General features: G+C 50.7%; 23 protein-coding genes. 14 read left to right on the top strand and 9 right to left on the bottom strand.

Annotation, left to right across the window (positions count from 1 at the left end):
* Window positions 1-56: 56 nt before the first annotated feature.
* Window positions 57-1,253: a formate-dependent phosphoribosylglycinamide formyltransferase gene (gene purT / locus GQ52_RS12385; RefSeq protein ID WP_198289765.1), complete on the top strand. Its 1,197-nt coding sequence runs from the start codon at window positions 57-59 to the stop codon at window positions 1,251-1,253.
* Between the two features lie 5 nt (window positions 1,254-1,258).
* On the top strand, window positions 1,259-1,684 hold the full coding sequence (locus GQ52_RS12380; RefSeq protein WP_019882211.1) for a group II truncated hemoglobin: 426 nt from the start codon (window positions 1,259-1,261) through the stop codon (window positions 1,682-1,684).
* A gap of 78 nt (window positions 1,685-1,762) precedes the next feature.
* On the opposite strand, the gene GQ52_RS12375 is transcribed toward GQ52_RS12380, so the two are convergent.
* Together GQ52_RS12375 and GQ52_RS12370 are read right to left on the bottom strand one after the other, a co-directional pair.
* Window positions 1,763-3,199: a DEAD/DEAH box helicase gene (locus GQ52_RS12375; protein ID WP_047518116.1), complete on the bottom strand. Its 1,437-nt coding sequence runs from the start codon at window positions 3,197-3,199 to the stop codon at window positions 1,763-1,765.
* A gap of 9 nt (window positions 3,200-3,208) precedes the next feature.
* Entirely contained in the window at window positions 3,209-4,774 is a 1,566-nt protein-coding gene (locus tag GQ52_RS12370; RefSeq protein WP_019882213.1) for a DEAD/DEAH box helicase, read from the bottom strand.
* Window positions 4,775-5,161: 387 nt separating this feature from the next.
* On the opposite strand from GQ52_RS12370, the gene typA reads away from it, so the two are divergent.
* The 5 genes from typA (at window position 5,162) to GQ52_RS12345 (ending at window position 10,501) form a co-directional block, all read left to right on the top strand.
* Window positions 5,162-6,967 carry a translational GTPase TypA gene (typA, locus tag GQ52_RS12365; RefSeq protein ID WP_047518114.1) on the top strand — a complete coding sequence of 602 codons (1,806 nt, stop codon included), beginning with the start codon at window positions 5,162-5,164 and terminating at the stop codon, window positions 6,965-6,967.
* 214 nt (window positions 6,968-7,181) lie between these two features.
* On the top strand, window positions 7,182-7,436 hold the full coding sequence (locus tag GQ52_RS12360) for a hypothetical protein (RefSeq protein ID WP_047518112.1): 255 nt from the start codon (window positions 7,182-7,184) through the stop codon (window positions 7,434-7,436).
* 157 nt (window positions 7,437-7,593) lie between these two features.
* The gene (locus tag GQ52_RS12355; RefSeq protein ID WP_235273301.1) at window positions 7,594-8,409 is read left to right on the top strand and encodes a polyphosphate kinase 2 family protein; all 816 of its coding nucleotides are present in this window, start codon (window positions 7,594-7,596) and stop codon (window positions 8,407-8,409) included.
* 139 nt (window positions 8,410-8,548) lie between these two features.
* Complete coding sequence (locus GQ52_RS12350; protein ID WP_019882217.1) at window positions 8,549-9,850, top strand: ATP-binding protein; 1,302 nt, start codon at window positions 8,549-8,551, stop codon at window positions 9,848-9,850.
* Window positions 9,851-9,880: 30 nt separating this feature from the next.
* Window positions 9,881-10,501, top strand: a complete 621-nt coding sequence (locus GQ52_RS12345) for a response regulator transcription factor (RefSeq protein ID WP_019882218.1) — start codon at window positions 9,881-9,883, stop codon at window positions 10,499-10,501.
* A gap of 65 nt (window positions 10,502-10,566) precedes the next feature.
* Here GQ52_RS12345 and GQ52_RS12340 read toward each other — a convergent pair whose 3' ends face one another.
* Both GQ52_RS12340 and GQ52_RS12335 read right to left on the bottom strand, forming a co-directional pair.
* A complete protein-coding gene (locus tag GQ52_RS12340; RefSeq protein ID WP_047518108.1) occupies window positions 10,567-11,466 on the bottom strand; it encodes a DMT family transporter in 900 nt (299 codons plus the stop codon).
* Window positions 11,467-11,477: 11 nt separating this feature from the next.
* Window positions 11,478-12,626 (bottom strand): aromatic ring-hydroxylating dioxygenase subunit alpha, encoded by a 1,149-nt coding sequence (locus tag GQ52_RS12335; protein WP_047518106.1) that lies wholly within the window; start codon window positions 12,624-12,626, stop codon window positions 11,478-11,480.
* A 274-nt stretch (window positions 12,627-12,900) separates the two neighbouring features.
* On the opposite strand from GQ52_RS12335, the gene tal reads away from it, so the two are divergent.
* From tal to hxlB, 3 genes are all read left to right on the top strand, one after another.
* Window positions 12,901-13,854 carry a transaldolase gene (gene tal, locus GQ52_RS12330; protein WP_047518104.1) on the top strand — a complete coding sequence of 318 codons (954 nt, stop codon included), beginning with the start codon at window positions 12,901-12,903 and terminating at the stop codon, window positions 13,852-13,854.
* A gap of 172 nt (window positions 13,855-14,026) precedes the next feature.
* Window positions 14,027-14,659 (top strand): 3-hexulose-6-phosphate synthase, encoded by a 633-nt coding sequence (gene hxlA, locus GQ52_RS12325; RefSeq protein WP_019882222.1) that lies wholly within the window; start codon window positions 14,027-14,029, stop codon window positions 14,657-14,659.
* Window positions 14,660-14,761: 102 nt separating this feature from the next.
* On the top strand, window positions 14,762-15,298 hold the full coding sequence (gene hxlB / locus GQ52_RS12320; protein WP_019882223.1) for a 6-phospho-3-hexuloisomerase: 537 nt from the start codon (window positions 14,762-14,764) through the stop codon (window positions 15,296-15,298).
* Window positions 15,299-15,363: 65 nt separating this feature from the next.
* Here hxlB and GQ52_RS12315 read toward each other — a convergent pair whose 3' ends face one another.
* On the bottom strand, window positions 15,364-16,071 hold the full coding sequence (locus tag GQ52_RS12315; RefSeq protein WP_047518102.1) for a HisA/HisF-related TIM barrel protein: 708 nt from the start codon (window positions 16,069-16,071) through the stop codon (window positions 15,364-15,366).
* Between GQ52_RS12315 and GQ52_RS12310 the strand changes: the two genes are divergently transcribed.
* Genes GQ52_RS12310 through GQ52_RS12295 form a run of 4 tightly spaced genes read left to right on the top strand, consistent with a single transcriptional unit; the run spans window position 16,066 to window position 20,340 of the window.
* Window positions 16,066-17,142, top strand: a complete 1,077-nt coding sequence (locus GQ52_RS12310) for an ATP-grasp domain-containing protein (protein ID WP_047518101.1) — start codon at window positions 16,066-16,068, stop codon at window positions 17,140-17,142. The genes GQ52_RS12315 and GQ52_RS12310 overlap by 6 nt on opposite strands.
* Window positions 17,139-18,209: a hydantoinase/oxoprolinase family protein gene (locus GQ52_RS12305; RefSeq protein WP_047518100.1), complete on the top strand. Its 1,071-nt coding sequence runs from the start codon at window positions 17,139-17,141 to the stop codon at window positions 18,207-18,209. The genes GQ52_RS12310 and GQ52_RS12305 overlap by 4 nt, the downstream gene beginning before the upstream one ends.
* Entirely contained in the window at window positions 18,200-19,651 is a 1,452-nt protein-coding gene (pabB, locus tag GQ52_RS12300) for an aminodeoxychorismate synthase component I (RefSeq protein ID WP_047518094.1), read from the top strand. Before GQ52_RS12305 ends, pabB begins: the two co-directional genes overlap by 10 nt.
* A 17-nt stretch (window positions 19,652-19,668) precedes the next feature.
* Window positions 19,669-20,340, top strand: coding sequence for a hypothetical protein (locus GQ52_RS12295; protein ID WP_047518092.1), 672 nt, complete (start codon window positions 19,669-19,671; stop codon window positions 20,338-20,340).
* A gap of 31 nt (window positions 20,341-20,371) precedes the next feature.
* Here the strand turns inward: GQ52_RS12295 and GQ52_RS12290 are convergent, their stop codons facing one another.
* From GQ52_RS12290 to GQ52_RS12275, 4 genes are read right to left on the bottom strand one after another with little or no spacing between them, the layout of a single operon-like run.
* A complete protein-coding gene (locus tag GQ52_RS12290) occupies window positions 20,372-23,509 on the bottom strand; it encodes an efflux RND transporter permease subunit (protein WP_047518090.1) in 3,138 nt (1,045 codons plus the stop codon).
* A gap of 36 nt (window positions 23,510-23,545) precedes the next feature.
* Window positions 23,546-24,610 (bottom strand): efflux RND transporter periplasmic adaptor subunit, encoded by a 1,065-nt coding sequence (locus GQ52_RS12285; RefSeq protein WP_047518088.1) that lies wholly within the window; start codon window positions 24,608-24,610, stop codon window positions 23,546-23,548.
* Window positions 24,607-26,025 (bottom strand): TolC family protein, encoded by a 1,419-nt coding sequence (locus GQ52_RS12280; protein WP_047518086.1) that lies wholly within the window; start codon window positions 26,023-26,025, stop codon window positions 24,607-24,609. Before GQ52_RS12280 ends, GQ52_RS12285 begins: the two co-directional genes overlap by 4 nt.
* Before the next feature lie 45 nt (window positions 26,026-26,070).
* Window positions 26,071-26,307, bottom strand: coding sequence for a hypothetical protein (locus GQ52_RS12275; protein ID WP_189524813.1), 237 nt, complete (start codon window positions 26,305-26,307; stop codon window positions 26,071-26,073).
* Window positions 26,308-26,432: the final 125 nt, after the last annotated feature.

The following is a 26,432-nucleotide window of genomic DNA, read 5'->3' as shown; positions in this document are numbered from 1 at the left end:
TCAGGCGCCAGCGAAATCGCCCATGGTATCATTGCACTTTTACAGTGGAGCTGAAAATGATTGGTACCCCGTTGAGCGCAAATGCGACCAAAGTCATGTTGTTAGGCAGTGGTGAGCTTGGTAAAGAGGTGATTATTGCCTTGCAGCGTTTGGGGGTGGAAGTCATTGCGGTGGATCGTTATGCACATGCACCGGGACATCAGGTTGCGCATCATGCTTATGCCATTGACATGACGGATGCCACGGCTTTGAAAGCCCTGGTGAATCAGGTGAAGCCACATTATATTGTGCCTGAAATCGAGGCATTGAATACGCAGGCATTGGCTGAAATCGAAGCGACGGGTGTGACTGTGGTGCCTACGGTGCGTGCGGTGCAATTGACCATGAACCGTGAAGGTATCCGTCGACTGGCGGCTGAAGAATTAGGTTTACCAACGTCGCCGTATGCTTTTGCACGCTCAGAAGCCGAGCTACAGGCCGCGATTGACGGCGGTATTGGCTATCCGTGTTTTATCAAACCCACCATGTCTTCATCAGGCAAAGGCCAGTCTCGCATTACGCAAGCCTCTGAGGTGAACACTGCCTGGGAATATGCCGCCAGTGGCGGCCGCGTGAATCAGGGCGTGGTGATTGTAGAAGGCCAGATTGACTTTGATTATGAAATCACCTTGTTAACGGTGCGAGCTAAAAATGTATCCGGCCAGATTGAAACACACTTCTGTGCGCCGATTGGTCATGTGCAGAAGCAGGGCGATTATGTAGAAAGCTGGCAGCCACAAGCCATGCATCCGCAAGCGTTAAAAAATGCACAAGACGTTGCCAAAAAAGTAACCGATGCTTTGGGCGGACAAGGCCTGTTTGGCGTCGAGTTGTTTGTCAAAGGGGAGCAGGTCTGGTTCTCCGAGGTTAGCCCGCGCCCGCATGACACGGGGATGGTGACTATGTGTACGCAGCGTCTGAATGAATTTGAATTGCACGCACGTGCGATTCTTGGCTTGCCGGTAGATGTGGCGCAGCGTGAAGCTGGGGCCAGCGCCGTGATTTATGGCGGTGCAGATGCACAGGCGCTGGAGTATCATGGCCTGGAAGCTGCGATGTCTGTGCCCAATAGTGAAGTTCGCCTGTTTGGCAAACCAGAGTCGTTTGTGCGCCGCCGCATGGGGGTTGCGCTGGCAACAGCAGACAATACCGAAGCGGCGCGTGAGTTGGCCAAGCAAGCGGCTGCCTTGGTGACGCCAAAAGTTGCAGGCTAATCAGCATGGCATTAGAGATACAAGAGCCTAATGCGGCCAAACAATCTTTGTTTGAATGGCTGGGCGGGGCTGAAAAGGGCGCTGAAACCATACGCAACCTGGTCGAGACCTTTTACGACACCATGGATACAGACCCTAAAGCGGCTGGTTTACGCGCCATTCATCAGCCGGATTTAACCGAGGCCAGAGAGAAGCTGTTTATGTTTTTAATGGGTTGGACCGGCGGCCCGCAGTTATATATTGAGCGCTATGGCCATCCGCGCTTGCGGGCGCGGCATATGCCATTCCCGATTGACGAGTCGGCGCGCGATCAATGGATGTACTGTATGATTAAAGCCATGCATACGCTGCAGTTTGAAGAGTCGCTCATGAAGCATATTGCCAACCAGCTCTACGGCGTGGCCGACTTTATGCGTAATCGCGAAGGCTAGCGGCCTTGATCGCCTCATCGTTATATTGCTTGCGCATTTCGTTGCACAATAAAGAAAGCCCCGCGAACGGGGCTTTTTTTACGACTGTGCGCTGATTGCTTCTACGGCTTCAGCCTGGGCAATGTCGCTAGCCTGGGCTTTCTGCCGCGGTTTATTCCCTGCGCCGCGCTTGGCCTGATTGCGTGTCTGCGGTGTGGCTTTAAAACCAAAGCCTCCTAGCAGGGCTGCAACTACTTTACGCTTGGCAGTAGAGGGCTTGGCTGGCACTTCTTTTGGTGCTGCCGCTGCCGCAGGTTGATAAGGTTGCTGGAACCAGCCTTCGTCTGCGCTTGTGGCTTTTGACGCGCGTGGTCGGCTAGCGGTGTTGATCGTGGCTTTTTCTTTTGGAATCTGCTTTTTAATCAACTTCTCGATGTCGTCGAAGTATTTGGTTTCATCTTCGTCGATCAGCGAGATGGCAATGCCTTTGGCGCCTGCGCGGCCGGTACGACCAATTCGGTGCACATAGTCTTCCGGTGCAGTCGAGATTTCATAGTTAATTACCAGTGGCAAGTCACTGATATCCAGTCCGCGTGCCGCCACATCGGTGGCAACCAGCGCGTGAATAGTGCCTGCTTTAAACGCGTCCAGGGCTTCAATACGTTCTTTTTGGGACTTATCCCCATGAATCGCACTGCATGGAATCTGGTCACGTTCAAGCGCACGCGCCAGCTTGCTGGCCGAGAGCTTAGTTTTCGTGAATACAATCACTTGCTGGTTGGCGTACTGCTTGAGTAGCTGCACCAGGAAGCGCTGTTTCTGGTCGCTATTCACCAGATACGCTTTTTGCTCGACATTGTCATTGGTCGCATTGCTGCGCGCCACTTCGATCAAGGTCGGGTTATTCAAAAAGGCATCCGCCAGTTTTTTGATTTCATCAGAAAAAGTCGCTGAGAACATCAGGTTTTGACGCTGTTTAGGCAGCAATGCCAGAATGCGTTTCAAGTCAGGCATAAAGCCCATGTCCAGCATGCGATCTGCTTCGTCCAGCACCAGAAACTGCACCTGGCTCAAAGACAAGGTTTTTTGCTCAACATGGTCCAGCAAGCGGCCAGGTGTGGCCACCAAAATTTCCACGCCTGTTTTCAGGATAGGCGTTTGTGTTTTGATATCCACGCCGCCATACACCACCAGGCTACGCAAATGCGTGTGTTTGGCGTAGGTTTTGATGTTGTCATAGACCTGTATCGCTAATTCACGCGTAGGGGCCAATACCAGCGCCCGGATAGGGTGCTTGGCAGGCGAAGTACTGCTGCTGGAAAGCGGCAGCAGGGTATGCAAAATCGGCAAAGAAAATGCTGCCGTTTTGCCGGTACCCGTTTGCGCACCTGCCATCAAGTCCATACGCTGTAAAGCCAGCGGAATGGCCTGCGCTTGAATCGGCGTTGGTGTGGTATAGCCAGACTCATCAATCGCTTTTAACAGCGGCTCGGCCAGGCCGAGCGCACGAAAATCTACTGTGGTTTGCTCAGACATAGGCGAGTCTTAGGCAAATGAACGTGGGCGTTTGGCACCACCATTGTCGCCAAATGACTTGCCTGCCGGACGTGGTTTGTTATTGCCACGGCTACCGTTAGGGTTGCCAAAACGCTCCTGGTTGTTGCCTGCCGGACGTGGACGGCGTTGACCAAATTCGTCAGCCAATGCGCGTGCAAACTGGAAGTCGGTATCTTTGTTGTAGTGCTTGCTGTTACCGTTAACTTCTTTGTCCTGTTTTGGCTCGGTTGTACGTGGTGCACGTGGCTTGTTGGCCTGTGCATCGCGATTGTTCTCGCGGTTGCCTTCTCGGGCGACGCGCTCACCAAATGATTTGTTCTGGCCTGGTCTGTCGTCACGACGGAAACCGCCTTTGCCCTGTGGTTTGCCGTTGCGTCTGCCGCCACGTTTGCCATCACCACCATCATCCATACGCGCAGCACGTTTTGGTTCAAAACCTGCAATCACTTCAGCTTGCAGCTTTTGGCCAGTGTATTGCTCAATTTTGCGCAACAGGTGACGGTCAGCGTTAGAGGCAAATGAAATCGCTACGCCAGTGTTGTTGGCGCGGCCGGTACGGCCAATACGGTGTACATAGTCTTCTGCAAATTTCGGCAGGTCGTAGTTAATGACGTGTGAGATCCCTTGAACGTCGATACCGCGTGCAGCAACATCGGTTGCAACCAGTACTTTCACGTCACCATGGCGCAGTTTGGTCAAAGTGCGGTTACGTGCACCTTGCGTCATGTCACCATGCAGGGCTGCTGTGCTGTGGCCAGCGGCATACAAATCTTCAGCCAGCAAGTCAGCGTGACGCTTGGTGCTGGTGAAAATAATGGTTTGGTTGACATCTGGTGCAATCAACAAGTGTTCCAGCAGTTTGTTTTTGTGGTTCATGTCATCCACAAAGTGCAAACGTTGCTCAATGTTGGCGTGTCTTTCTTTCTGGCCAGCCACCTGGATTGTCAGTGGGTCGCGCAAGAAGCGTTTGCCGATATCCATAATGCCATCCAGTGTCGCTGAGAACAGCAAGGTTTGGCGCTCGGCAGGCAATGCTTCACAAATGCGCTCAACATCAGGCATAAAGCCCATGTCCAGCATACGGTCAGCTTCATCCAGTACCAGCATTTGCAAACGGCTCAAATCAATACGGCCGCGTTCCAGGTGGTCAATAAAACGGCCTGGCGTTGCAACCAGAATGTCCAGTGGCTGTGACAGCAGTTTATTTTGCAATGGGTAAGGCATGCCACCAACGATGCTGATGCAACGTGCGCGCAAGAACTTACCGTATTTACGTGCAGCATCATTTACCTGGGCTGCCAGTTCGCGTGTCGGTGTCAGTACCAGAATACGTGGCCCACGGCTGCGAACAGGATGTTGTGTCGCCAGCAGGTTTAATGCTGGTAAGGTAAAGGCAGCCGTTTTACCAGTGCCGGTTTGGGCAGAGGCCATGATGTCACGGCCTTGCAAAGCTTCAGGAATGGATTGCGCCTGAATTGGTGTTGGGTTTTCATAGCCTGCGTCGGTCAATGCGCGCAAAATGGAGGGGTCGAGATTTAAATCTGCAAAAGACAAGGAATGTCCCTTTCATCAACAATTAAAAAGGGCGCAAGTAAAGCAATAAAGCAAAGCCAATGAAGCAGCATGGCACTCAAGAATGCGAGTGGTGCAATATCAACTAAGCCAAAGCAACATTTAAGATTGGATGCTTTTACCGGCGCTTGGGCATGGCCACTAACCGATAAAAGAAGATGGTGTCATTAAGACTTCATCTAAAGATGATAACCTCAAAATTTCGCGAGTTATCGACAGGTCAGGGCAATGAATTTAAAACAAATGTGGCGGGTCTAGTACCAGCCGTGTTTTAAAGTTGCTCGCAGTATAGCCACTTTATTTTAAAAGTCAAATATTTAAGTTGATTTGTGATAAAATCGCGCCCTTTCCAAACAGATGGCAGTTCACATGGCACGCAACCTTAGAAATATCGCAATTATCGCCCACGTTGACCACGGTAAAACAACCATGGTTGACAAGCTACTTCAACAGTCAGGTACTTTTGCCTCACACCAAGCGGTGACTGAGCGTGTGATGGATAGCAATGATCTGGAAAAAGAACGCGGCATTACGATTCTGGCCAAAAACACTGCCTTAACCTACGAAGGCACACATATTAATATCGTCGACACACCGGGCCACGCCGACTTCGGTGGCGAGGTAGAGCGCGTATTAGGCATGGTGGATGGCGTATTGTTGTTGGTGGATGCCGTAGATGGCCCAATGCCACAAACGCGTTTTGTGACCAAAAAAGCACTGGCCCTGGGCTTGAAGCCAATTGTGGTGATTAACAAAGTGGACCGTCCAAGTGCACGTCCTGATTGGGTGATTAACCATACGTTTGATTTGTTTGCTAACCTGGGTGCCACTGATGAGCAACTGGATTTTCCGGTGGTTTATGCCTCAGCCTTAAATGGTTTTGCCACGTTAGACATGAGCAAACCTTCAGACAACATGCGTGCTTTGTTTGACACCATTTTAAGCCATGTTGAGCCACCTAAAGGTGATAGCGACGCGCCATTGCAACTACAAATTTCTGCCTTGGATTATTCTACTTATACTGGTCGCCTGGGCGTTGGCCGTGTGACCAATGGCCGTATCAAGCCAGGCCAGGTCGTCGCCGTGATGCGCGAAGATGAACAAGTAGCACAAGGCCGTATCAACCAGGTGCTGGGTTTTAAAGGCCTGGAGCGCGTGCCGGTAGACGAGGCTGAAGCAGGTGACATTGTCATCATTTCAGGTATTGAAGAAATCGGTATCGGTTTTACGATCTGTGATCGCGACAAGCCAGTTGGTTTGCCACACTTGGGTGTAGATGAGCCAACCTTGACCATGGACTTTATGGTCAACACTTCACCATTGGCTGGTACAGAAGGTAAATTTATTACCTCACGTCAGATCCGTGACCGATTGACTAAAGAATTACTGGTTAACGTGGCTTTGCGTGTTGAAGATACTGAAGACACCGATGTATTCCGTGTTTCAGGTCGTGGTGAATTGCACCTGACAATCTTGCTGGAAAACATGCGCCGCGAAGGTTTTGAAATCGCCGTGGGTAAACCACGTGTAGTATTCAGAGAAATCAATGGTGAAAAATGTGAGCCATATGAAATCCTGACTGTGGACCTGGAAGACGAAAACCAGGGTGCAGTGATGGAGGAGTTGGGTCGTCGCCGTGGTGAGATGTCAAATATGGAATCTGACGGTAATGGCCGTACACGTTTGGAATACCGTATTCCAGCGCGTGGCCTGATCGGTTTCCAGGGCGAGTTTTTGACACTGACCCGTGGTACTGGTTTGATGGCGCATATTTTTGATGAATACGCACCATTGAAAGCCGATATGCCAGGCCGCCGTAATGGCGTGCTGATTTCAGCCGAGCAGGGTGAAGCGGTGGCTTATGCTTTATGGAAACTGCAAGACCGCGGCAAAATGTTCTCCAGCCCGGGTGACCGTTTGTATGAAGGCATGATTATCGGTATCCATAGCCGTGACAATGACCTGGTGGTTAACCCGATCAAGGGTAAACAGTTAACCAACGTGCGCGCCTCCGGTACTGATGAAGCGGTGCGTTTGGTGCCGCCTATCTCTATCAGCCTGGAAAGTGCTGTGGAATTTATTGATGATGACGAATTGGTCGAGATCACACCAAAAACAATTCGCCTGCGTAAACGCTTCCTGTTGGAGCATGAGCGTAAACGTTCCAGCAAGTAATTAGGATTGATCGGTAAAAAAGCCAGCAGAAGCTGGCTTTTTTATTGCCTGCAACATCCTGTTAGTTTTTTAATATTATTTAATTCTCACATATGTTAATAATTGATATAATTAACATATAAAATAACTAAAGTTAACACATTGGTGGCTGGCTAGCCGATCTGAGTTAACGCCGTGAAAAATTTATTTTTAATATCAATTAAGGAGAAATGTAATGGCAATGTGTGAATTAAATGTAGTTGAGGTGGATGTGGTGTCTGGTGGTTTTGGTGCTGGCATTGGTTTTTTTGGCATGCCTGAAGAAACCGTGGCTGCTGGTAATGTGTTGATTGCCGCAGTCGGCGGTATTGGCGGTGTCGCAACAACGCTGGGCCAGGTGTTAAATGGCCCGTCAGGTCCGGCCGTTGTTTCTGCGCTCTCCGGTGTATTGTCTGGTGGTGTGTTTGGGCTGCTGTTTGGCCGCAGTTAATCTTTAAGTTAAGAAATCTCCCCTAATAACAGCCTCGTCAGAGGCTGTTTTTTTATATCGGTGTTCCGGGCGGCGGTTTATCGGTTTGTTAAGCTACCTTGGTGTTTGCAATTTAACTGCGATACACTTGCCAACAAGCCATTACCAGATCATGTCTATGACCGTTACACTAGAGCAGTACCGTGTTAATCCGAAAAAATTTTCCTTAAAGCAATTCAAGCCAGACGACCGGTCTGCCCGCACAGGTGATAAAGCAAGTGATGCCAGTTTGTTGGCCGAATTAACCCATCAAATTAACCTCAGGCAGGATATTTTGCATGCAGAGGCAAAGCATAAGGTTTTGCTGATTTTGCAGGGCATGGATACCAGCGGTAAAGATGGCACGGTCAAGCATGTGTTTAGCGCCTGCGATCCTTTGGGTATTCGCCTGGCCAGCTTTAAGGCGCCCAGCGCAGATGAACTGGCGCATGATTATTTGTGGCGCGTGCATCACCAGGTGCCGACCAAGGGTGAGTTGACTATTTTTAATCGCAGTCATTATGAAGATGTATTAATTGTGAAAGTGCATGACTGGATAGACGACGCAGAATGCAAACGTCGTTACCAGCAAATCAATGACTTCGAGCGCATGCTCAGCGAAACCGGCACCACTATCATTAAATGCTTTCTGCATATCTCCAAAGACGAGCAAAAAGAGCGCTTGCAAGAGCGTCTGGATGATCCAACCAAGCATTGGAAATTTAACCCGAAGGATCTTGATGAGCGTGCCTTATGGGACCGCTATATGGACGCTTACGAACTGGCGCTGAAAGAGACGTCTACTAAATATGCGCCCTGGTATGTGATTCCTGCCGACTCTAAAACCAACCGTAATTTATTGGTTTCCCAGATTTTGCTGGAGAGTTTGAATCAATTGCCGCTGGCGTATCCAGCCAAGCCCAACGAGTGGGATCAGCTCACGATTAAAGATTAATCGTAGAGATTAGTCATAGACACGTGAATTTAATGATTTTACGCTGTGTATAGATGGCCGTATTACAGTTTAATAACGCTGGGTTTTCATTCTCGATTAAAACATGAGCTTACGCTTTCGACTCAACTTGTTAGTCACCATGCTGTCGCTGGCCTTTCTGGTGGCTGCCGCGGTGGTGTTGGTGCGCGATACCAAAGACAGCATCCGTGAACGGGTAGAGGCCGCCACGCGGGTGACGGTGCAATTGCTGGATACGGTGATTGTCAGTTCGGCGATGAATCCCAGCCTGGGCCCAACCCATTACGTGCTGCAAGATTTCCTGCGTTCGCTGGGCTATGTGCGCAGTAGCCGCATTGAGCTCTACGATTACGCCAATAACCCTTTATATATTTCGCCGACTTCAACTTTCAAGTCTGAAATCAACCCGCCGGAGTGGTTTACCAAACTGGTCGCGCCCAAGGTGGAAACCGTGACACGGCGTGTGCGCTATGGCGTGTTGACCATTAGCTCTAATGCCGAAGGCTCTATCCGCGAGGCTTGGTCAGGCTTTCTGCAGTTAATAGTGATGGGCGTTGGTTTTTTTGTCTTGCTCAACTTGTTGGTGTATGGCTTGCTCAGCCACGCTTTGCGCCCGGTCCGACATATTTTGCATGCCATTAACCGCATAGAGCAGGGCGATTTGACCACGCGACTGGAGCGTTTTTCAGTGCCAGAGTTTGACAAAATCGGCCTCAGCTTAAACCAGATGGCCTTATCGCTGGATGCCGAACGCCAGTTGGAGCAAAACCGCCAGTTGACGCAACTGATTCAGCAGCACATTGAAGACGAGCGACGCAGTCTGGCACGTGAGTTGCACGATGAACTGGGACAGTATGTGACCGCGATTAAGACCTTTGCCGTGGCCATTGTGAATAAAACCAAAGAAAGCACGCCAGATATTGCTGCGAATGCGCAAACCATCGTGGCTGCCGCCAACCATATTTACGACGGCATGCATAATATTATCCGCCAGTTGCGTCCGGCAGCCATGGATAATATGGGTTTGGTGGAAACCTTGCGTGATATGGTGTCAGGTTACCAGGTGCAACATCCTGAATTGAATATTCAGTTGCACTTATCAGGCGAATTCCAGCCCATGGGTGAAAACGTCAATATCAATATCTATCGTATGGTGCAAGAGGCCGTCAATAACGCCATCAAACATGCGCATGCGCAATGTATCAATGTGCACATGCTGACTGATGCGCAAGGCTTGCGCCTGATGATTTGTGACGACGGCGTAGGCATGCAACTGGATGCGGTGGATCAGAGCAAACATTTTGGGTTGCTCGGTATGCGCGAGCGCGTACAGGCCTTGCATGGGCAATTTAAAGTGGTTTCGCAACCAGAGGCTGGGCGTGGAACCACATTGGAAATTCGATTGCCTATACAATCAGCATAAATCAAGGGAGAAACAAGCGTGATAAGTGTAATGCTGGTAGATGACCATGCAGTGGTCAGGATGGGCTTTAAAATGCTGCTCGAGTCAGACCAGGACATTAAGGTCATTGCGGAGGCTGAAAGTGGTGAGGCCGCGATTAAGGCCTATGTCGAGCACCATCCGCAAGTAGTGGTCATGGATATCACCATGCCAGGGATTGGTGGCATGGAGGCCATAGAACGTATTCTGGCCAAAGACAATCATGCCCGCATCCTGGTGTTGTCTGCCCATGAAGATTCCGTGCATCCCAAACGCGTGCTCAATGCCGGTGCCATGGGCTATGTCACCAAGCGCAGCGCCGCTGAAGAGTTGATTAAAGCCATTCGCAGTGTGGCGCAGGGTAAAAAATACATCGAGGCCAGCGTGGCACAGCAAATGGCGATCCAGCAATTGTCCGGTGAGCAAAATCCGGTGGATGTGCTCAGTGAGCGTGAGTTTGAGGTGTTTATGTCATTGGCTCGCGGTAAGTCTACCAACGAGATTGCTGAAACCTTGTTCCTGAGCCCACGCACGGTAGGCACGCATTTGTACAATATTAAACAAAAACTCAATGCGCAAAACTCGGCGGAAATTGCGCTGATTGCCATGCGTTGTGGGCTGCTTGAGCCATAAGTTAGCTGGATGAAATAAAAAAGCCATTCTTGCAAGAATGGCTTTTTTTATTGGGATTAATCGTTTTATCTTGCACTGCGTGAGCTTAATATGCCAAACGCCACAATCAGCAACATGCCAGCAATCTCGTGTGTGCTTAGCGTCTCACCCCAAATGATGACGCCTATCAAGGTCGCAAACACTACGGTGCTATATGCCAGGCTGGCAACGGTTAAGGTGTTGCCTGTACGGTAGGCGCGCGTCAGGGCCAGTTGGCTAAAGGTGGCGGATAATCCTAATCCGCATAGTAGCGGTAAGTCTTGCCAGCGCAACACTGTCATATGGTCAATCAGCATCCAGCCACCACTGGCGATGGTGCATACCAGGGTAAAGTAAAACACGGTGCGCCAGTCAGGTTCGCCTTCAATGCCTAGTTGTTTGACGTGCACATAAGCGAAAGCGGCACCTATGCCGGACAGCAAGCCTACGCCGCCCGCCAGTAATTGATTGCTATTGAATGCGGGCTGCAACAACAGGCATACCCCGGCGAAGCCACCGATGACGCACAGGTTCAGTCTCCAGCGTTGCTGGCGGCTGAGTGGCCTTTCTGCTTTAAGCAGCCATGGCGACAGCAGTGCTAAAAACATGGGCGAGGTGTAGTTGAGCGTGATCGCGGTGGCCAGCGGTAAGTGCGCGATAGCATAGAAAAACAGCAATAGGGCCGTAAACCCAACGGCGGCACGACGCATTTGCATGGCTAATAATGGTGTTTTTAAGGGTTTGCCATGCCAGCAGACAATGGCAGCAATCATGAGCAAGCCAAAGGCTGAACGATAGAATACCAGTTCACTTGCGGTAAACCGCGCTGCCCCGGCTTTAACGCACGCGCCCATCACGGCAAAGCCCAGGCCTGCCAGCAGCATCCAGTAGCTGCCCAGCTGCCAGTGTTTGGGATGCCGGAAGGCAGCATAGTGATGTTTGAACAAAAGAAACTTGCCTAGCGCTGCAAATGTTCAGGCAGATGTGCTTCCATCTGTCTGCGATACCAGCGGTGGAAGTGTTCCAGGCCGGTTTCCATCGGGTGCTGGTAAGGGCCGCGCTCATCTTTACCTAGCATAAACAAGCCTTTGCGGCCGTCTTGCATGCGCTGACAAATTTCTTTGTCTTCAACCGCAGTTTCAAAATAAGCCGCTTGCTGTGCCTGGATATATTCACGCTCAAACAGGGCAATGTCTTCCGGGTAGTAAAATTCGACCACATTCTGGCAAGACTCTGTGCCGGTCGGGATAATGTGCGAAACGACCAGTACGTTGGGGTACCATTCGATCATGAGGAATGGGTAGAGTACAAACCAGATAGCGCCATACTTGGGTGGTGTGCCTTGCTGGTAATCGGTAACGGCTTGTTGCCATTGCTTGTAAACGGGTGACAGGCTGTAGTCCGGTAGCGGTTTGTAACCAACCGTTTGCACGCTGTAATGCTCAGCAAATTCCCAATTCAATTCGCCGCAGTCAACAAACTGGTTGAGGCCAGGGTGGAACGGGCCAACATGGTAGTCTTCCAGATAGACTTCGATAAAGGTCTTCCAGTTGAAATCGTAATGGTCAACAATGGCTGACTCAAAGTGATAGCCGGTAAAGTCAAAGTCCTGCTTGCAGCCCAGTTGCTTGAGCAGCTGGGCGATGTCCAGGCCTTTTTGTTTGGATGTCGCACTGCCTTTAAACAGCAGGCCTTGCCATGCAGTCAGGGGTTGTTTCTCCAGGTGCAGGCACGGGTTTTGTTCAAAATGCGGGGCGCCCAGTAACTGGCCGTTCAAATCATAGGTCCAGCGGTGTAGCGGGCAGACAATATGCTGCGTGTTGCCTTGGCCGTTGAGCATCACCGCTTGCCGGTGGCGGCAGATATTGCTGATCAGTTGTGGCTGGCCATGTTGATTCACCAGGGCGGTGGCATTGTGCATCCAGTCCAGGGCGCGATAGTCGCCCGGGTTGGGAACCATGCGTTCATGCCCCAGATATTGCGGCAGCAGAGAGAACAAATGCGTTTGCTCCAGCGCATACACATCCGGATGCAGATACCAGTCAGCAGGGAGTTGTGCGAAGCGAGTCTGGTTTTGTTCTTTATTTAAAGAGGTGACAGAACCCATATGCCTAACTGATTAATCACTTGCAAAAAAGGTGAATTGTGCCCGAAAAGGGGCATATTGAAAAGACGAAACAGGCAAAAGTGCCTGGTGAAGCGGCAGCAATTGTTTGATTCTAATCAATAAAACTGCATCGGCTGACGGCTGGATGCAAGCAGTGGACACGCTGGAATGTGCAAAGGACGCTTAACTAACTCGAATAAATTCAGTTATAATGTTGAAGGTTTCTATGTATAACTATACGTAAACGATTATTGCAATTTATAGGAGCAATCGCATGGCAAATTTATTAGATCAGTTGAAAGCAATCACAACCATCGTGGCTGACACTGGTGACGTTGAAGCAATCAAAAGTGTTAAACCTGTGGACGCAACCACAAACCCATCTCTGGTATTGAAGGCTAGCCAAATCCCAGAATACGCGCCATTGATTGACACTGCCATTGCTTACGCAAAAGCACAAGGTGGTTCTAAAGAGCAACAAATTGAAAACGCAGCTGACAAACTGGCTGTGTTGATTGGCGCTGAAATCACTAAAGTGGTTCCAGGCCGTATTTCTACAGAAGTAGATGCACGTCTGTCTTTCAATATCGACGCGATGGTCGCTAAAGGCCGTAAACTGATCAGCCTGTACCAAGAGTCTGGCATCAGCAAAGACCGCGTGTTGATCAAACTGGCTTCTACCTGGGAAGGTATTAAAGCCGGCGAGATCCTGGAAAAAGAAGGCGTTCAGTGTAACCTGACATTGTTGTTCGGTTTTGGCCAGGCACGTGCTTGTGCTGAAGCTGGCGTATTCCTGATTTCTCCATTCGTGGGCCGTATCCTTGACTGGTACAAAGCGAAAAACCCAGGTACTGAGTACACACAAGAAACAGACCCAGGTGTGGTTTCTGTACGCGCGATCTACCAATACTACAAAGAGCACGGTTACAAAACTGTTGTGATGGGTGCTTCTTTCCGTAACACTGGCGAGCTGATTGCTTTGGCTGGTTGTGACCGTTTGACCGTTTCTCCAAACTTGCTGCAAGACCTGGCTGCAACTGAAGGTACTTTGGTTCAAGTATTGAAAGATAGCGGCAAAACCAAAGAGTTGCCAGCTAAATTGACAGAAGAAGAGTTCCGTTTTGAACTAAATCAGGATCCAATGGCCACTGAGAAGTTGGCTGAAGGTATCCGTGGTTTCGTGGCTGACCAGAATAAACTGGAAGCTGCATTAGCCGCAAAACTGTAATATCGCCATGCGATAATGCAAACGGGCAGGGACCTGCCCGTTTGGCTTTTAAGTCAGGCATAAATCGGCCTGCAACATTGACTTATTTTGGCTGCCAGCTTACTATGAGCGACCAGCTTGAATTGGTAGTACGCTAGTAATAGCATTTAAATTTTAATTTTTGGAGAAAAACATGGCATTAACACAAATGGCATTAGACTCATTGGATTTCGACGCAACTATCGCTTTGGCAGAAAAAGTTGCTCCACACGTTGACATTCTGGAAATCGGTACACCATGCATCAAGCACAACGGTATCAAATTGCTGGAAACTTTGCGCGCTAAGTTCCCAAACAACAAGATCCTGGTTGACCTGAAAACTATGGATGCAGGCGAGTACGAGTCTGAGCCATTCTACAAAGCCGGTGCTGACATCTGCGTAGTTTTGGGCGTATCCGACATCGGTACAATCAAAGGCGTAATCAAAGCTGCTAACAAATACGGCAAAAAAGCTCAAGTTGACCTGATCAGCGTTGAAGACAAAGTTGCTAAAACTAAAGAAGTTGCTGCTGCTGGTGCTCACATCATCGGTATCCACACTGGTTTGGACCAACAAGCTGCTGGTCAAACTCCTTTTGCTGACCTGGCTGCTGTTGCTGGTTTGAACCTGGGCGTTGAGATCTCTGTTGCTGGTGGTGTTAAAGCCGCTACTGCAGGTCAAGTACGTGACGCTGGCGCGACTATCATCGTTGCTGGTGCTGCTATCTACGGCGCTGCTGACCCAGCTGCTGCTGCTGCAGAAATCACTGCTATCGCTCACGCTTAATTCAGTTAAGTATCAATAAGTAATTATTGATCAGCGAGACAAAAAACCCGACCCAGCAATGAGTCGGGTTTTTTATTAAACTTTTTGAATACAGGACAAAACATGGATCATCAACAATTTATTCTGGACAACTTAAAGCGTATTCTGGACGTGACTGACAAGTCAAAAGCGGCTGAATTGCTGAAACTGGTTGAAGAGGCTGGTTCAACATTTATCGGTGGCGCAGGTCGTTCACTGCTGGTATCACGCTTCTTTGCAATGCGTTTGGTACACTCTGGCTACAGCGTTTACATGATCGGCGAAGTGGTGACACCAGCGATCAAAAAAGGTGATCTGCTGATCCTGGTTTCAGGTTCCGGCGGTACAGCAACCTTGTTGCCATTCGTGAAAAAAGCCAAGGAAGTCGGTGCCAAACTGGTGGTTATTTCCATGAAGAAAACTTCAGCCATGGCTGATGTGGCTGACCTGGTTGTTCAAGTCGGTCAAGATGACAGCTTCCCATTGGTTAAAGGCATGCCTATGGGCGGTCAATTTGAATTGTCTACCCTGGTATTCCTGGAAGGCGCCATTTCTGAATTGATCCACGCTAAAGGCCTGACAGAAGAAGGCATGCGCGCATTGCACGCAAACCTGGAGTAAGTGTCAGTGGCATAAGTTTCTTACGAAGCTTTGCTGTCAAAAAACCGGCCATCAGGCCGGTTTTTTTATTGCGCGAATATTGCGAGGTCGCTGGCGGTGAGCTGTTTCTGGTGCAGTGCGCTGGCGATCAATACGCCATCTGCACCTGCTTGCGCCAGTGCCTGTATATCTGCGACGTGCCTGACGCCGCCTGCGGCATAGATGGCCTGTTGTGGGTGCTGGTTTTTCAAGGAACTGATTTTTTCGACCTCTGGGCCTTGATTGGCGCCTACTTTGGGTAAGCTCATCAAGATGGTCGGCTGGCTCCACAGGCTGGTTTCAGCCAGTAGGCGAGCAGGGCCATGAAAGCCATCCTGAAAGAAATCCAGCGATAAAATACTATGCGCCGTTATTTCACGCATGGCTTGATAGGTTTCGATATCCGTTAAGGTTTCACTGGCAATGATCGGGCGGATACCAGCGTCCAGCCAGGGCTTGAGTGCTTCGGTGCTATTGAGTCCGGCATCCACCCACCATTGCAGGTTCGGGAAGGCAGTCATGACCTGTTTAATCAGCGGTAGGTGATTGGGCATGTCATCCTGGCCAGTGATTGCATTTAAATCGGCAATATACACGCAGTCAAACGCATAAACTTGTAAAATAGCAGTGATGACATCGAGCAGGGCATGGCTATCGGTTAACTGCGATTGGATCGCACGGTAGTGCTGGCGTTGCCCTTGTATGGCTTGCACTACCTGGCCATGCATCAAATCGATGACGGGAATAATATGCACAATAAATCTCGCTTGAAAATCTGGGTCTGTGAATATGTCAGCGCTGGTGGCCTGGCCTCTGAAGGATTGCCTGCCAGCTTGTTGCAAGAAGGCTTACTGATGCGCGATGCCTTGCTGGCAGACTTGTCAGCGCTGGGCGTTGATTGTATCACTAGCCACGATAGCCGCGTTGCAGCTCCCCTCCATGCCCATAGCCTGCCATTACATCCCGGTGAGGATGCTGATGCGCTTTGGCGCCAGCAATTATCATCTGATGACGTAGATGCTTGCTGGGTAATTGCGCCTGAAACAGGAGGCATTTTGCAGCATATGCAGCAATTGGTACAAACCGCTGGCAAAGTCTGGATAGGCTGTCGTGCCGACGCGATCGCGCAGACCAGTGCCAAATCAATCATGGCTGAGATTTGCCAGCAGGCTGGGATTTCAGTATTGCCGCATGTGTTTTTAGCGCAAGCCGATGCCTTGGAAAGCCTGAACTGGTACCATGCGGCTGCTACGTCTGGTTGGGTGGTAAAGCCCGATGATGGCGCAGGTTGTGAATTCACTTATTACTTTAAAAATATCAATGAACTTATTGATTTTAAATTAAAAACATCAATTGAAAATCCTTTGTTGTTCGCTAAGATTTTACTGCAGCCTTATGTGCCAGGCTTGGCGCTGAGCATGTCGGTGTTATCGACACAAGAGCGTGTACAGGTGATTGCCGGGCATAGGCAACGGATAGATATCCAGCAGGGATGTTTTCATTTTGATGGCGCTGGCGTGAACGAGGCTGTCGCCTATCTGCCCGCAATGCAGACATTGGCTGAACAGATACACGGTGCGATTCCTGGCCTGCTAGGCTACTGGGGCGCAGACATGATTTTGACCCCAGACGATCAATTGATGCTGGTTGAAGTGAATCCGCGCCTCACCACGCCTTATATCGCCTTATCGCCATTACTCACAGAAAATCCTGCCGCCATGATCCTGGATGCTATTTTAGAAAATAAATTGAGTGCTGCTCAAGCACAGGCATCGTGTACTTTGTCCTTGGCGACAAAAAGCCATACCGAGGTATTGTCAGCATGAAACGCGCGGTGATAGGGTGGGATATCGGTGGTGCGCATGTGAAAGCGGTGATGCTGGATGGGCAAGGTGAGATTGTGCGCGTATTACAGCAAGCCTGCGCCTTATGGAAAGGCCTGCCGTTACTGGAAGATGCCATCAAATATGTGTTGCATCACTGGCAAATGGAGGCAGAGGCTTGTGACCATGCGGTCACCATGACCGGTGAACTGGTCGATTTGTTTGATAACCGTTTGCAGGGCGTACGAGCGATTGCCGAGACGGTGCAGGACTATTTGCCACACGCCGAGTTCTACCTGGCCTCAGCGGCGCAAGGCGCGGGCTTTACGGCCAGCGTAGCAGGGCAGGAGGCGCACATTGCCTCCATGAACTGGCATGCATCGGCCCAATGCCTGGCGACCAGCATGACAGATGCCGCTATGTTGGTGGTGGATATTGGTAGCACGACTTGTGATATCACGCTGTGTGAGCAGCGGCAGGTCGTGCCTGTGGGCTGGTCTGACGCGGAGCGTATGGCTAAGCTGGGTTTATTTTATACCGGCGTCGTGCGCACGCCGCTGATGGCGCTGGGACCGTTGATCACTTGGTTAGCGCCCGGGCAGGCGCAGCCTGAGCCGCGCCATATCGCCGCAGAATATTTTGCCACGACTGCGGATGTCTATCGTGTGCTGGGTGAGTTACCCCCTGATTATGACCTGGCCGAGACTGCGGACGGTCAAGGGCGCGCTATGGTTGACAGTATGCGCCGCCTGGCACGGATGGTTGGGCATGATGTTGAAGATCAAACGGACGATGTCTGGCAGTCGCTGGCGCTTGCGTTTAAAGCCGCGCAATTGAATCACTTGCAACAGGCCATACAATCAATCATGGCGCAGGTGCCAAGGTCACCTCAGATCATGGTCGGGCTGGGGGCGGGCAGTTTCCTGGTGGCAGCGCTGGCGCAGCGTCTGGGCCTGGCTTATCAGCCGGCCACGGCATGGATGTCCGCAGGCAATTTACAATTAAAACAAGATGCAGAGGTCTGTTTTCCAGCCTATGCGGTGGCGAGGTTATGGCAAGCATGGCATTAATTCAACTTGATTTACCTTATGCAGAGGGCATGCACTGGCTGCGGCAAGTCAGGCATCTGCCATGGCCGATGCTGCTGGAAAGCGGCCGTGTGGAAGCCAGCCAGTCCCAGCTGCAAACAAGTGTAGATGAGGAAATCAGCCTGGGTGCCCGTTTTGATATTGTGGTGGCTGCGCCCGTGGCCAAAATCATACATCGCCACCCTGATACTGAAGTACATACGCAGCAGGCCCAAACGAACCAGACCATCATAGAAAAATCGCAGCAGGATCCTTTCCAGCTTATCCAGCAATGGTTGTTGCCGCATGCGGTTGAACGTATCGCTGATATTCCATTTGCAGGCGGTGCGCTGGGTTACTTTGCCTATGATCTGGGGCGCAGTATCGAAACCTTGCCAACGTTGGCCGCTGAGGATATGCCGCTGCCTGAATTACTGGTTGGTATCTATGATTGGGCGGTGATCGTCGATCACCATTTGGGTATCAGCAAGCTGGTATCGCACGCTCGTTTCACCGACCAGCAGGCCCTGCAGGCATTGCATCAACAGCTATTACAACCATCCATTGCGCAGCACGAAGCGGCGTTTAAGGTCACTGGCGAGATTCAGCCGAATATGGATCAAGCGGCCTATGCCAGCGCCTTCCAAAAAGTAAAAGACTATATCCGCGCGGGCGATTGCTATCAGATCAATCTCGCACAGCGTTTTGCGGTGGATGTGGCAGGAGATGCTTGCGAGGCTTATGACCATTTCCGTCAATTGAGCCGCGCGCCATTTATGGCTTATCTGCAAGTAGAAGATGGCGCAGGTAAGCCCCTGGTGGTTTTGTCTATGTCGCCGGAGCGGTTCTTGCAGGTCATTGATCGCAAAGTTGAAACGCGGCCGATTAAAGGCACACGTCCACGGCACCAGGACGCCATTGCGGATGCGCAAGCCGCAGAGGAGTTAGCGCATAGCGTCAAAGATCGCGCCGAGAATCTGATGATTGTGGATTTATTGCGCAATGATATTGGCAAGGTGTGCGAAATAGGGTCGGTTAAAGTCGATGCCTTGTTTAAATTGCAGCGGTTTACCAATGTGCATCATCTGGTGAGTATTGTGCGCGGCTTGCTGGCGCCAAAGTTTCATGCGCTGGATTTATTGCGTGGTTGCTTTCCCGGCGGTTCCATTACCGGTGCACCCAAGTTGCGTGCCATGGAGATTATCGAAGAGCTGGAACCGCACCGACGTGGTATTTACTGTGGCAGCATTGGCTATATTGGTTTTGATGGTAGTATGGATACGAATATCGCAATAAGAACCGCCGTGATAGGTAACGAAAAAATGACTTTTTTTGCCGGCGGCGGTGTGGTGGCTGATTCGGATTGCGCCAGGGAATATCAGGAAACATTTGATAAAGCCTCGCAATTTTTCAAGTTGGTAGCACACTTTAAAATGACAAAATAATATTCGGGAACGTGCCTATGTGGGTGATCAAGCTAGGGGGTAGCGTGACACACTACGACAGCCTGGTACAGTGGCTGCGACTGGTTGTCCGTTGGGGCGATGGCAAAGTCATTATTGTGCCTGGCGGCGGCTTGTATGCTGATGCCGTGCGTGATTTTCAGCGTATGCGGGCAGTACACCCGGACGGCCATATCGATGATCAGCAAGCGCATGCACTGGCCATCTATGCCATGGATCAAATGGCGCGCAGCCTGGTGGCCATGGTGCCTGAGCTTGCGCTGGTACGAAATCCACTTGAAATTGCAGAAAGCGGCTGGCAGCATCGCGGACTGGTCTGGCTGCCTAGCGAGATGGCGCTAAATACCACGTTTGCCAATGAACATGTGCTGGCAGAAAGTTGGGATGTGACCTCTGATAGCCTGGCTGCATGGCTCGCCTGGCAATTGGAGGCGCAATATGTATTGCTGGTCAAATCAGACGACAGATTGCTAGATGGGCAGATGCCTCTAGGGCTGCAAGCGTTGCAGTCCATGGATATTGTTGATCAGGGCTTATCTGGCTTGCTCGCAGAGGCTAAATTCCAGACTTATGTGGTGCATCAAAGCGAGTATGCGCTGTTTGAGCAGGGGTTTGCCGGGGGAGCCTTAATGGCCAAGCTGTTAAAAGACCGCCTCTTGCAAAGCGAGTAACAAGCTCGCTTAAAGTGCTTATTTAACCACCTCAGGAGACTGTTGCATCACTTTTCTCGAAACGGCCAAAATGCAGCATGATGGTCGGTAAAATCAGCAAGTTGAGGATGGTGGAAGAAATCAGGCCACCGACAATAATCGTCGCCATCGGCCCTTCAATTTCCCGTCCCGGTTCCCCACTGCCAATCGCCAGCGGTAACAGACCCAAGGCTGTCACCAATGCCGTCATCAATACTGATGGCAAGCGCTCAGAGGCACCACGGATGCAGGTATCAAGATTCCACTCATAGCCCTCTACATCCACCAGGTGCTGAAAGTGCGACACCATCATAATGGAGTTGCGCAGCGTGATGCCGAATAAGGTCACAAAGCCCACCAGTGTGCCGACCGAAATCCAGCCACCGGTAAAGAAGGTGGCTACCACGCCGCCAATCAGCGCAAACGGCAGGTTGGCGAACGTGAGCATCAGGTTACGCAAGCGGCCGAAGGCGATATATAGCATAAGAAAAATCGCCACGCCAGCCACCAGCGAGTGAATAATCAAGTCTTGCCGCGATTGCGCATTGGCTTCTGCTTCACCAGAAAACTCGAGGTAGTTGCCGCTGTTTAATTGCAGTTTTTTATGCAAAGTACTGCGTATGTCTTCGAGCAATAAGCCCTGGTCGCGACCAACAATATTGGCCGTGATAGTTTGAATACGTTTGGCACCCGAGTGCAGAATCTTGGAGCGGCCACCTTCTTGCGCCACATAGGCGACATCGGACAATTTGAGCATTTGGCCTTCAGGGTTGAAGATCGGGATATTGCGCATGTCTGCAATATCGTCGCGCGAGGCATCATTAAGCAGTACGCTGACGCCGATGGAGCGGTTGCCCATAAACACATGATTGACCGGGACACCTTCATAACAGGCCTTGACCGTGTCCAGCACGTCCAAGGGTTGCAAACCCCATAGTGCCAGTTTTTCCTGTTTGAGGCGAATCACAATCTCAGGCGTTTCTGGCGGCGATTGCACCATGACATCGCGCACGCCACGGATGCTGCCAAGCAGGTTGGCAACTTTCTGGGCATCCCTGTCCAGCGCATCCAGGTCCTGGCCAAAAATATTAATCACCAGGCCTGCGGCGTAGCCTGAAATGGTTTCTTCAATGCGCTCGGTTAAAAAGGTATTAATGGCAAAGTTGGCACCGACAAAGCCCAGTTCGACTTTGCCATCATCATCGTCATCCTCTGTTTCGCCGGCAAGTTCTTCGCGAATATCGTGAAAAATACGCTCTTGCTCTTTGCCGGATACGGTGCCAATTTCGACTTCAAACTCACTGTAATGCGTGCCAAACGTATCGGCGGCATTAGGCGCGCGGCCTACCCATTGCGCCACACTTTTCACGCCAGGAATCTCCAGCAGTACTTTGGTGACCTGGTTGCCCAGCTTGAGTGATTGTATTTCCGAGGTGCCAGGCACCGTTGTCATATGCAGGATATAGTGGCCTTCGCGCAGCGCCGGGATAAACTGGCTTCTGAATAAAGGCAGAATCGCGAGGCCCAGCGCGATACAAACGAAGCTGGTCATCAGGATCAACTGGTAGCGATGTTCAATCTGGTGCAGCAGTTTCACGTAGCGCTGTTTCAGCCAGCGCAACACCGGTGAGTCTTCATTTTGCAATGGTGCGTTGGCCAGCAAGGCGTAGCAAAGCGCGGGCGTGAGGGTGAGGGCAACCACCAGTGAGGCCAGGATGGCTGAAATATACGCGTAGCCCAAAGGGGCAAATAATTTGCCCGCCACGCCAGACAAGGTCAGCAATGGTAAAAAGACCAGTGCCACGATAATGGTGGCATAGACCACGGAGCTGCGGACCTCCATGGAAGCACGGAACACGACTTGCGCCGCAGGCAGCGGTTGCGCCAGTAAACGGTTTTCGCGCAGGCGGCGGAAAATATTTTCCGTATCAATAATGGCATCGTCGACCACTTCGCCCAAGGCAATGGCCAGGCCGCCCAATACCATAATGTTCAGCCCAACGCCGTATTGATACAGCACCACAATCGCGGTCAGCAACGACAATGGAATCGCTGTTGCTGAAATGACTGCAGTACGCACGTTAAACAGGAATGCAAACAGCACCAGCACCACCAGGAATGAGCCGATTAAAATATCCGTGCGCAAGCTGTGTATGGCGGTTTCAATAAAGTTGGCCGGACGGAACAAGCCTTCCTGCAGGGTGATTTTTTGCGCGGTCAGGCTGGGTTTGATATCTGCCAGTTTGCGTTCCAGCAGCTTGGTCAACGCATAGACATTGGCGCCCAGTTGGCCTTGTACTGATAAATAGACCGCGGGATGGCCATTGATGGCCGCTGCGCTGATAGAAGGGGCAGCCCCTTCGGCGACCTCTGCCACATCACTGATGCGGATGGTACGGCCCAGTTTACGCAGAAGCGTGATATTAGCCAATTGCTGTGGTGTTGTCGTTTGGCCCTGGCTGTTGAGGATAATGCGCTGGTTGTCGTTTTGAATATAGCCTGCGCCACGTACGCCGGTGGCACGGCTGGCCGCATTGACGACGTCTTGCACATTCAATTGATACAACATCAGTTTACGCGGATCAATCTTGATCTGGAACTGGCGCACTTCGCCGCCGTAGACGTTGATATCAGCGACGCCGGGAATCGCCATTAAGTGTGGTGTTAAATGCCAATCCACCAGCGTGCGTAGCTGCATCAGTGACAACTTGTCCGACGTGACGCCGATGCCCATCACCGTGCTGGCCGAGGAGGTGAGCGGGGTGATATTGGGCACAATGCCGGGCGGCAACTGGCTGCCCAGCATATTCAGGTGTTCGGCGACGATTTGCCGGTTACGGTAAATGTCTGATTTATCCTGAAAAATCACCGTAATAATAGACAGACCAGGGATCGACTGCGAGCGCAGGCTTTTAATACCGATCGCTCCCGAAATGACATTTTCAATCGGCTGCGTGACCAGTTTCTCGACCAAGCTAGCCGAGAGTCCTGGCGACTCGGTTTGAATCACCACCTGCGTTGGGGCAAACTCCGGGAATACGTTGAGGTCGCTCTGTGTCAGGCTGTAGGCGCCATAAACAATGACCAGCAGGGCGAGTCCGATCATCACGCCGTAAAAGCGGATGGCAAACCTGACCAGTGCCGCCATCATGTTTGCAGGCCTCTATGGTTTATTCGCATTCTCAGCTTAGTCTTCATTTTCATTTTTGATCTGAAACTTGAATTCTTCTGACAACAATAGCTGTGCGCCACGGGTCACCACTTCAGTGCCTGGCGCGATACTGTTATCAAACCAGCCATTGTCCAGCTCAATATCAGAGGCGACTGGTTTGCGCAAAAAGGTATCCGGCTTGGTTTTAACGTAAATCCAGGCCATGCCGCCATGCCAGGCAATGGCCTGGTTAGGCACAATGACACCTTTCATGGTGGCTGAAGAAGATTGTGCTGGCACGACATTGACACGCATACCGACGCGCAAATAGTCTGCTGGCGCACTATAGAAGTAGGTTTTACCAATATTGCTGATGTCGGTCTGGATGGATTGCGACACATAATCGGCTTTAATCGGCGCAATTTCATCTTGAATAGGTGAAATATACAGGCTGGAGTTGCCCTCCGGCGCCTTGAAGTTGAGCGGGAAGCTGACCTGCACCAACACTTTCTTTTGCATTAGCAACTCATGCAGTGGGCCGGGTGACGGGTGCTGCGTCACCAGCATGGCCAGTGGTTGGCCCCATTGCGCAATAATGGTGTCGGTGAGTGCTTTCAGCTGTGCCTGTGCGGTTTTGATCTGGGTCTGGTCGTTAATCACCAATGCCTGTGCTTCCTGCACGGCTTTATCAGAGACGTTCTTGTCGTCTTCATTCAGATGTTTATAGCGTTGATATTGCAACTGGTGGTTGGGAAGCACACTTTCAGCCAGCGCCAGTTGTGATTTAAGTAATTGATATTGGCTGTTGTAGTCGACCAAGGTTTGAATTGACATCACAGAACCCAGCACTTTGATATTGCCGTGGTAATCATAGGGCTGTAATGGTTGCACACTGATGCCGCTGTTTTTTTGTGTCGCCAGATTGAGTTGCACCACTTGCAGGCCGTTTTGCTCAGTGACGCGCACCGGTCCTTCAATTTCTTCTTCGGTGTCATCTTGAATCGACTCATATTCATCGCGGCCGACAAACACGATGGCCCAAATCAGAATGACAATTAAAATAATCTGGGCCCCGATGATCCAGAGTGCTTTTTTATTCATTTTGCTGGCGCCTCTTGTTGCTGGTTGGCAGAAGCCGTTGCGCGTTGTGATAGTGCAATCGGTTTTTGCATCACATTTTCAATCTCCTGCAATGCACGCATGACATTGGCCTGTTGCGTGATCAGGCGCTGTTGTGCACTATAAAACTGAATTTCTATTTGCAGGTATTCTGTTTTATCGATCAGCCCTTGATGCCACTGTTTTTCCAGTTGCACTTTGCGACCTGATTGCTGTTCATATTCATGGGTTAATGTTACCAACAGCTTGGCAGCGTCGCGATACTTGATAAAGGTCTGCTCGGAAAGCTGGATGACCTGGTGTTGTAAGGCATAAAAGCGAACCGCTTCATTCTGTCGCACCTGCTCGGCATGTGCCCACAGGTCAGAAGATTTATTGAGCAGGTTAAGCATAGTGCCGATACCCAAAGACCAGATTTTGTCACCATACTCGTAAATCATACCCGGGTTGAGTGACAGGTCCGGGTAACGCTTGGCCATTTCCAATCGGAGTTGTGATTCTGCTTTTGCATATTGCGCCAGCCCGCGCTGGATATCCATGCGGTTGGTTAAAGCGGTATTCTGGATGGTGGACGCATCTGCGTAGGCCTGCGACTGTGCAAAGCGTGCTTTCAATATCTGCGACAACTGAAGTGGGGCGATATTAAGTGGCAGATTATGTTGCTCGGTCAGGCCGGCATCATGCAGAATCTTTTGCTCGGTTTGCCTGATTTGCAAGGTCAGTTGCTGTAATTGCCAGGCGGATTGGTCATGTTGCAGGCGGATGGGCAGTACATCTGATTTGCCCGCTACACCATAGTCCAGCCGCTTCTGGTAGGCGGCAAGCAGTGTCTGCTGGGCTTTCTGCAATCTGCTCAGGTTGCCTTGCATGGCTTGTTGCTCAGCCAGCAAAATTAAGTCCAGGCTCAGTTGCTGCCGTAAAGTCCAGGCAGTTTCCGAAATCATTATTTTGGCAATGTCGGCCTGGTATTGTGCAATGTCGATATTGATCTGCCGCTTGTTGGCGGTAATCACCGGGAGATCCACCTGCAAACCGTAAGACCAAGGATTAATATCACCATTGGCACGGTTGCTGTGCGATAACTGGCCATTCAGGCCGACTTGCGGGCGCAAACCAGCGCTGGTAATCCCTGCCAAGGCCACGGCATAGTCAGATTTGGCGACTTTGAGGGCAGGGTGAAAGTAGAGCGCTGACAGCGTCAGGCTATCCAGATCCCACGCATTAATCGGCCACGGCATGGGTGGCGATTGAGATTCAATAAAGGTTTTAAAACCATCTGCAGCAGGCGTTGCCTGTTGAATGGCATCAATATTCTGTTGCTGTGGAATAGGCTTGGCCTGAAAGGCAATGCCGCACGCCGTTAACAGCAGCGGGGAAAGGTAGGCGAGCAGACGCATGGCGTTTGCAGGGCTGGTGCACACACACCAGCACCCGGCGAGAATTTATTCGACGATGGTCGCGTGGACAGCATCCAGCGCGTCTTGCAACAGTTCTTCTGGCAACTGATTGATGGTGGTTGCCAGCAAATCCGCTGCTTCGACTGTGCGAATCGGTAAGTCGGTTGTATTGAGTTCTGCGATTAAACCGGCAGCCACACCAGTAATTTTGAGCAAAATCTCACGCTCTCGCATTAAAAGCTCAAGTTCCGCTCTAAGCATATTTTCTTCGGCTGAATGCATATCCTGTCCCATCAACAACTTCTTTATGATCTTTAATCCAGCATCTTGCAGTTGAACGTCAGGCTTGTCAATGTGAACGCCCCAAGTTTGTGGAATCGCTTAAAAATGGGCTATAATAGCGAATT

Source organism: Methylophilus sp. Q8, from assembly GCF_000800115.1.
GTDB lineage: Bacteria > Pseudomonadota > Gammaproteobacteria > Burkholderiales > Methylophilaceae > Methylophilus.
This window is presented reverse-complemented; position numbering and strand designations above follow the sequence as displayed.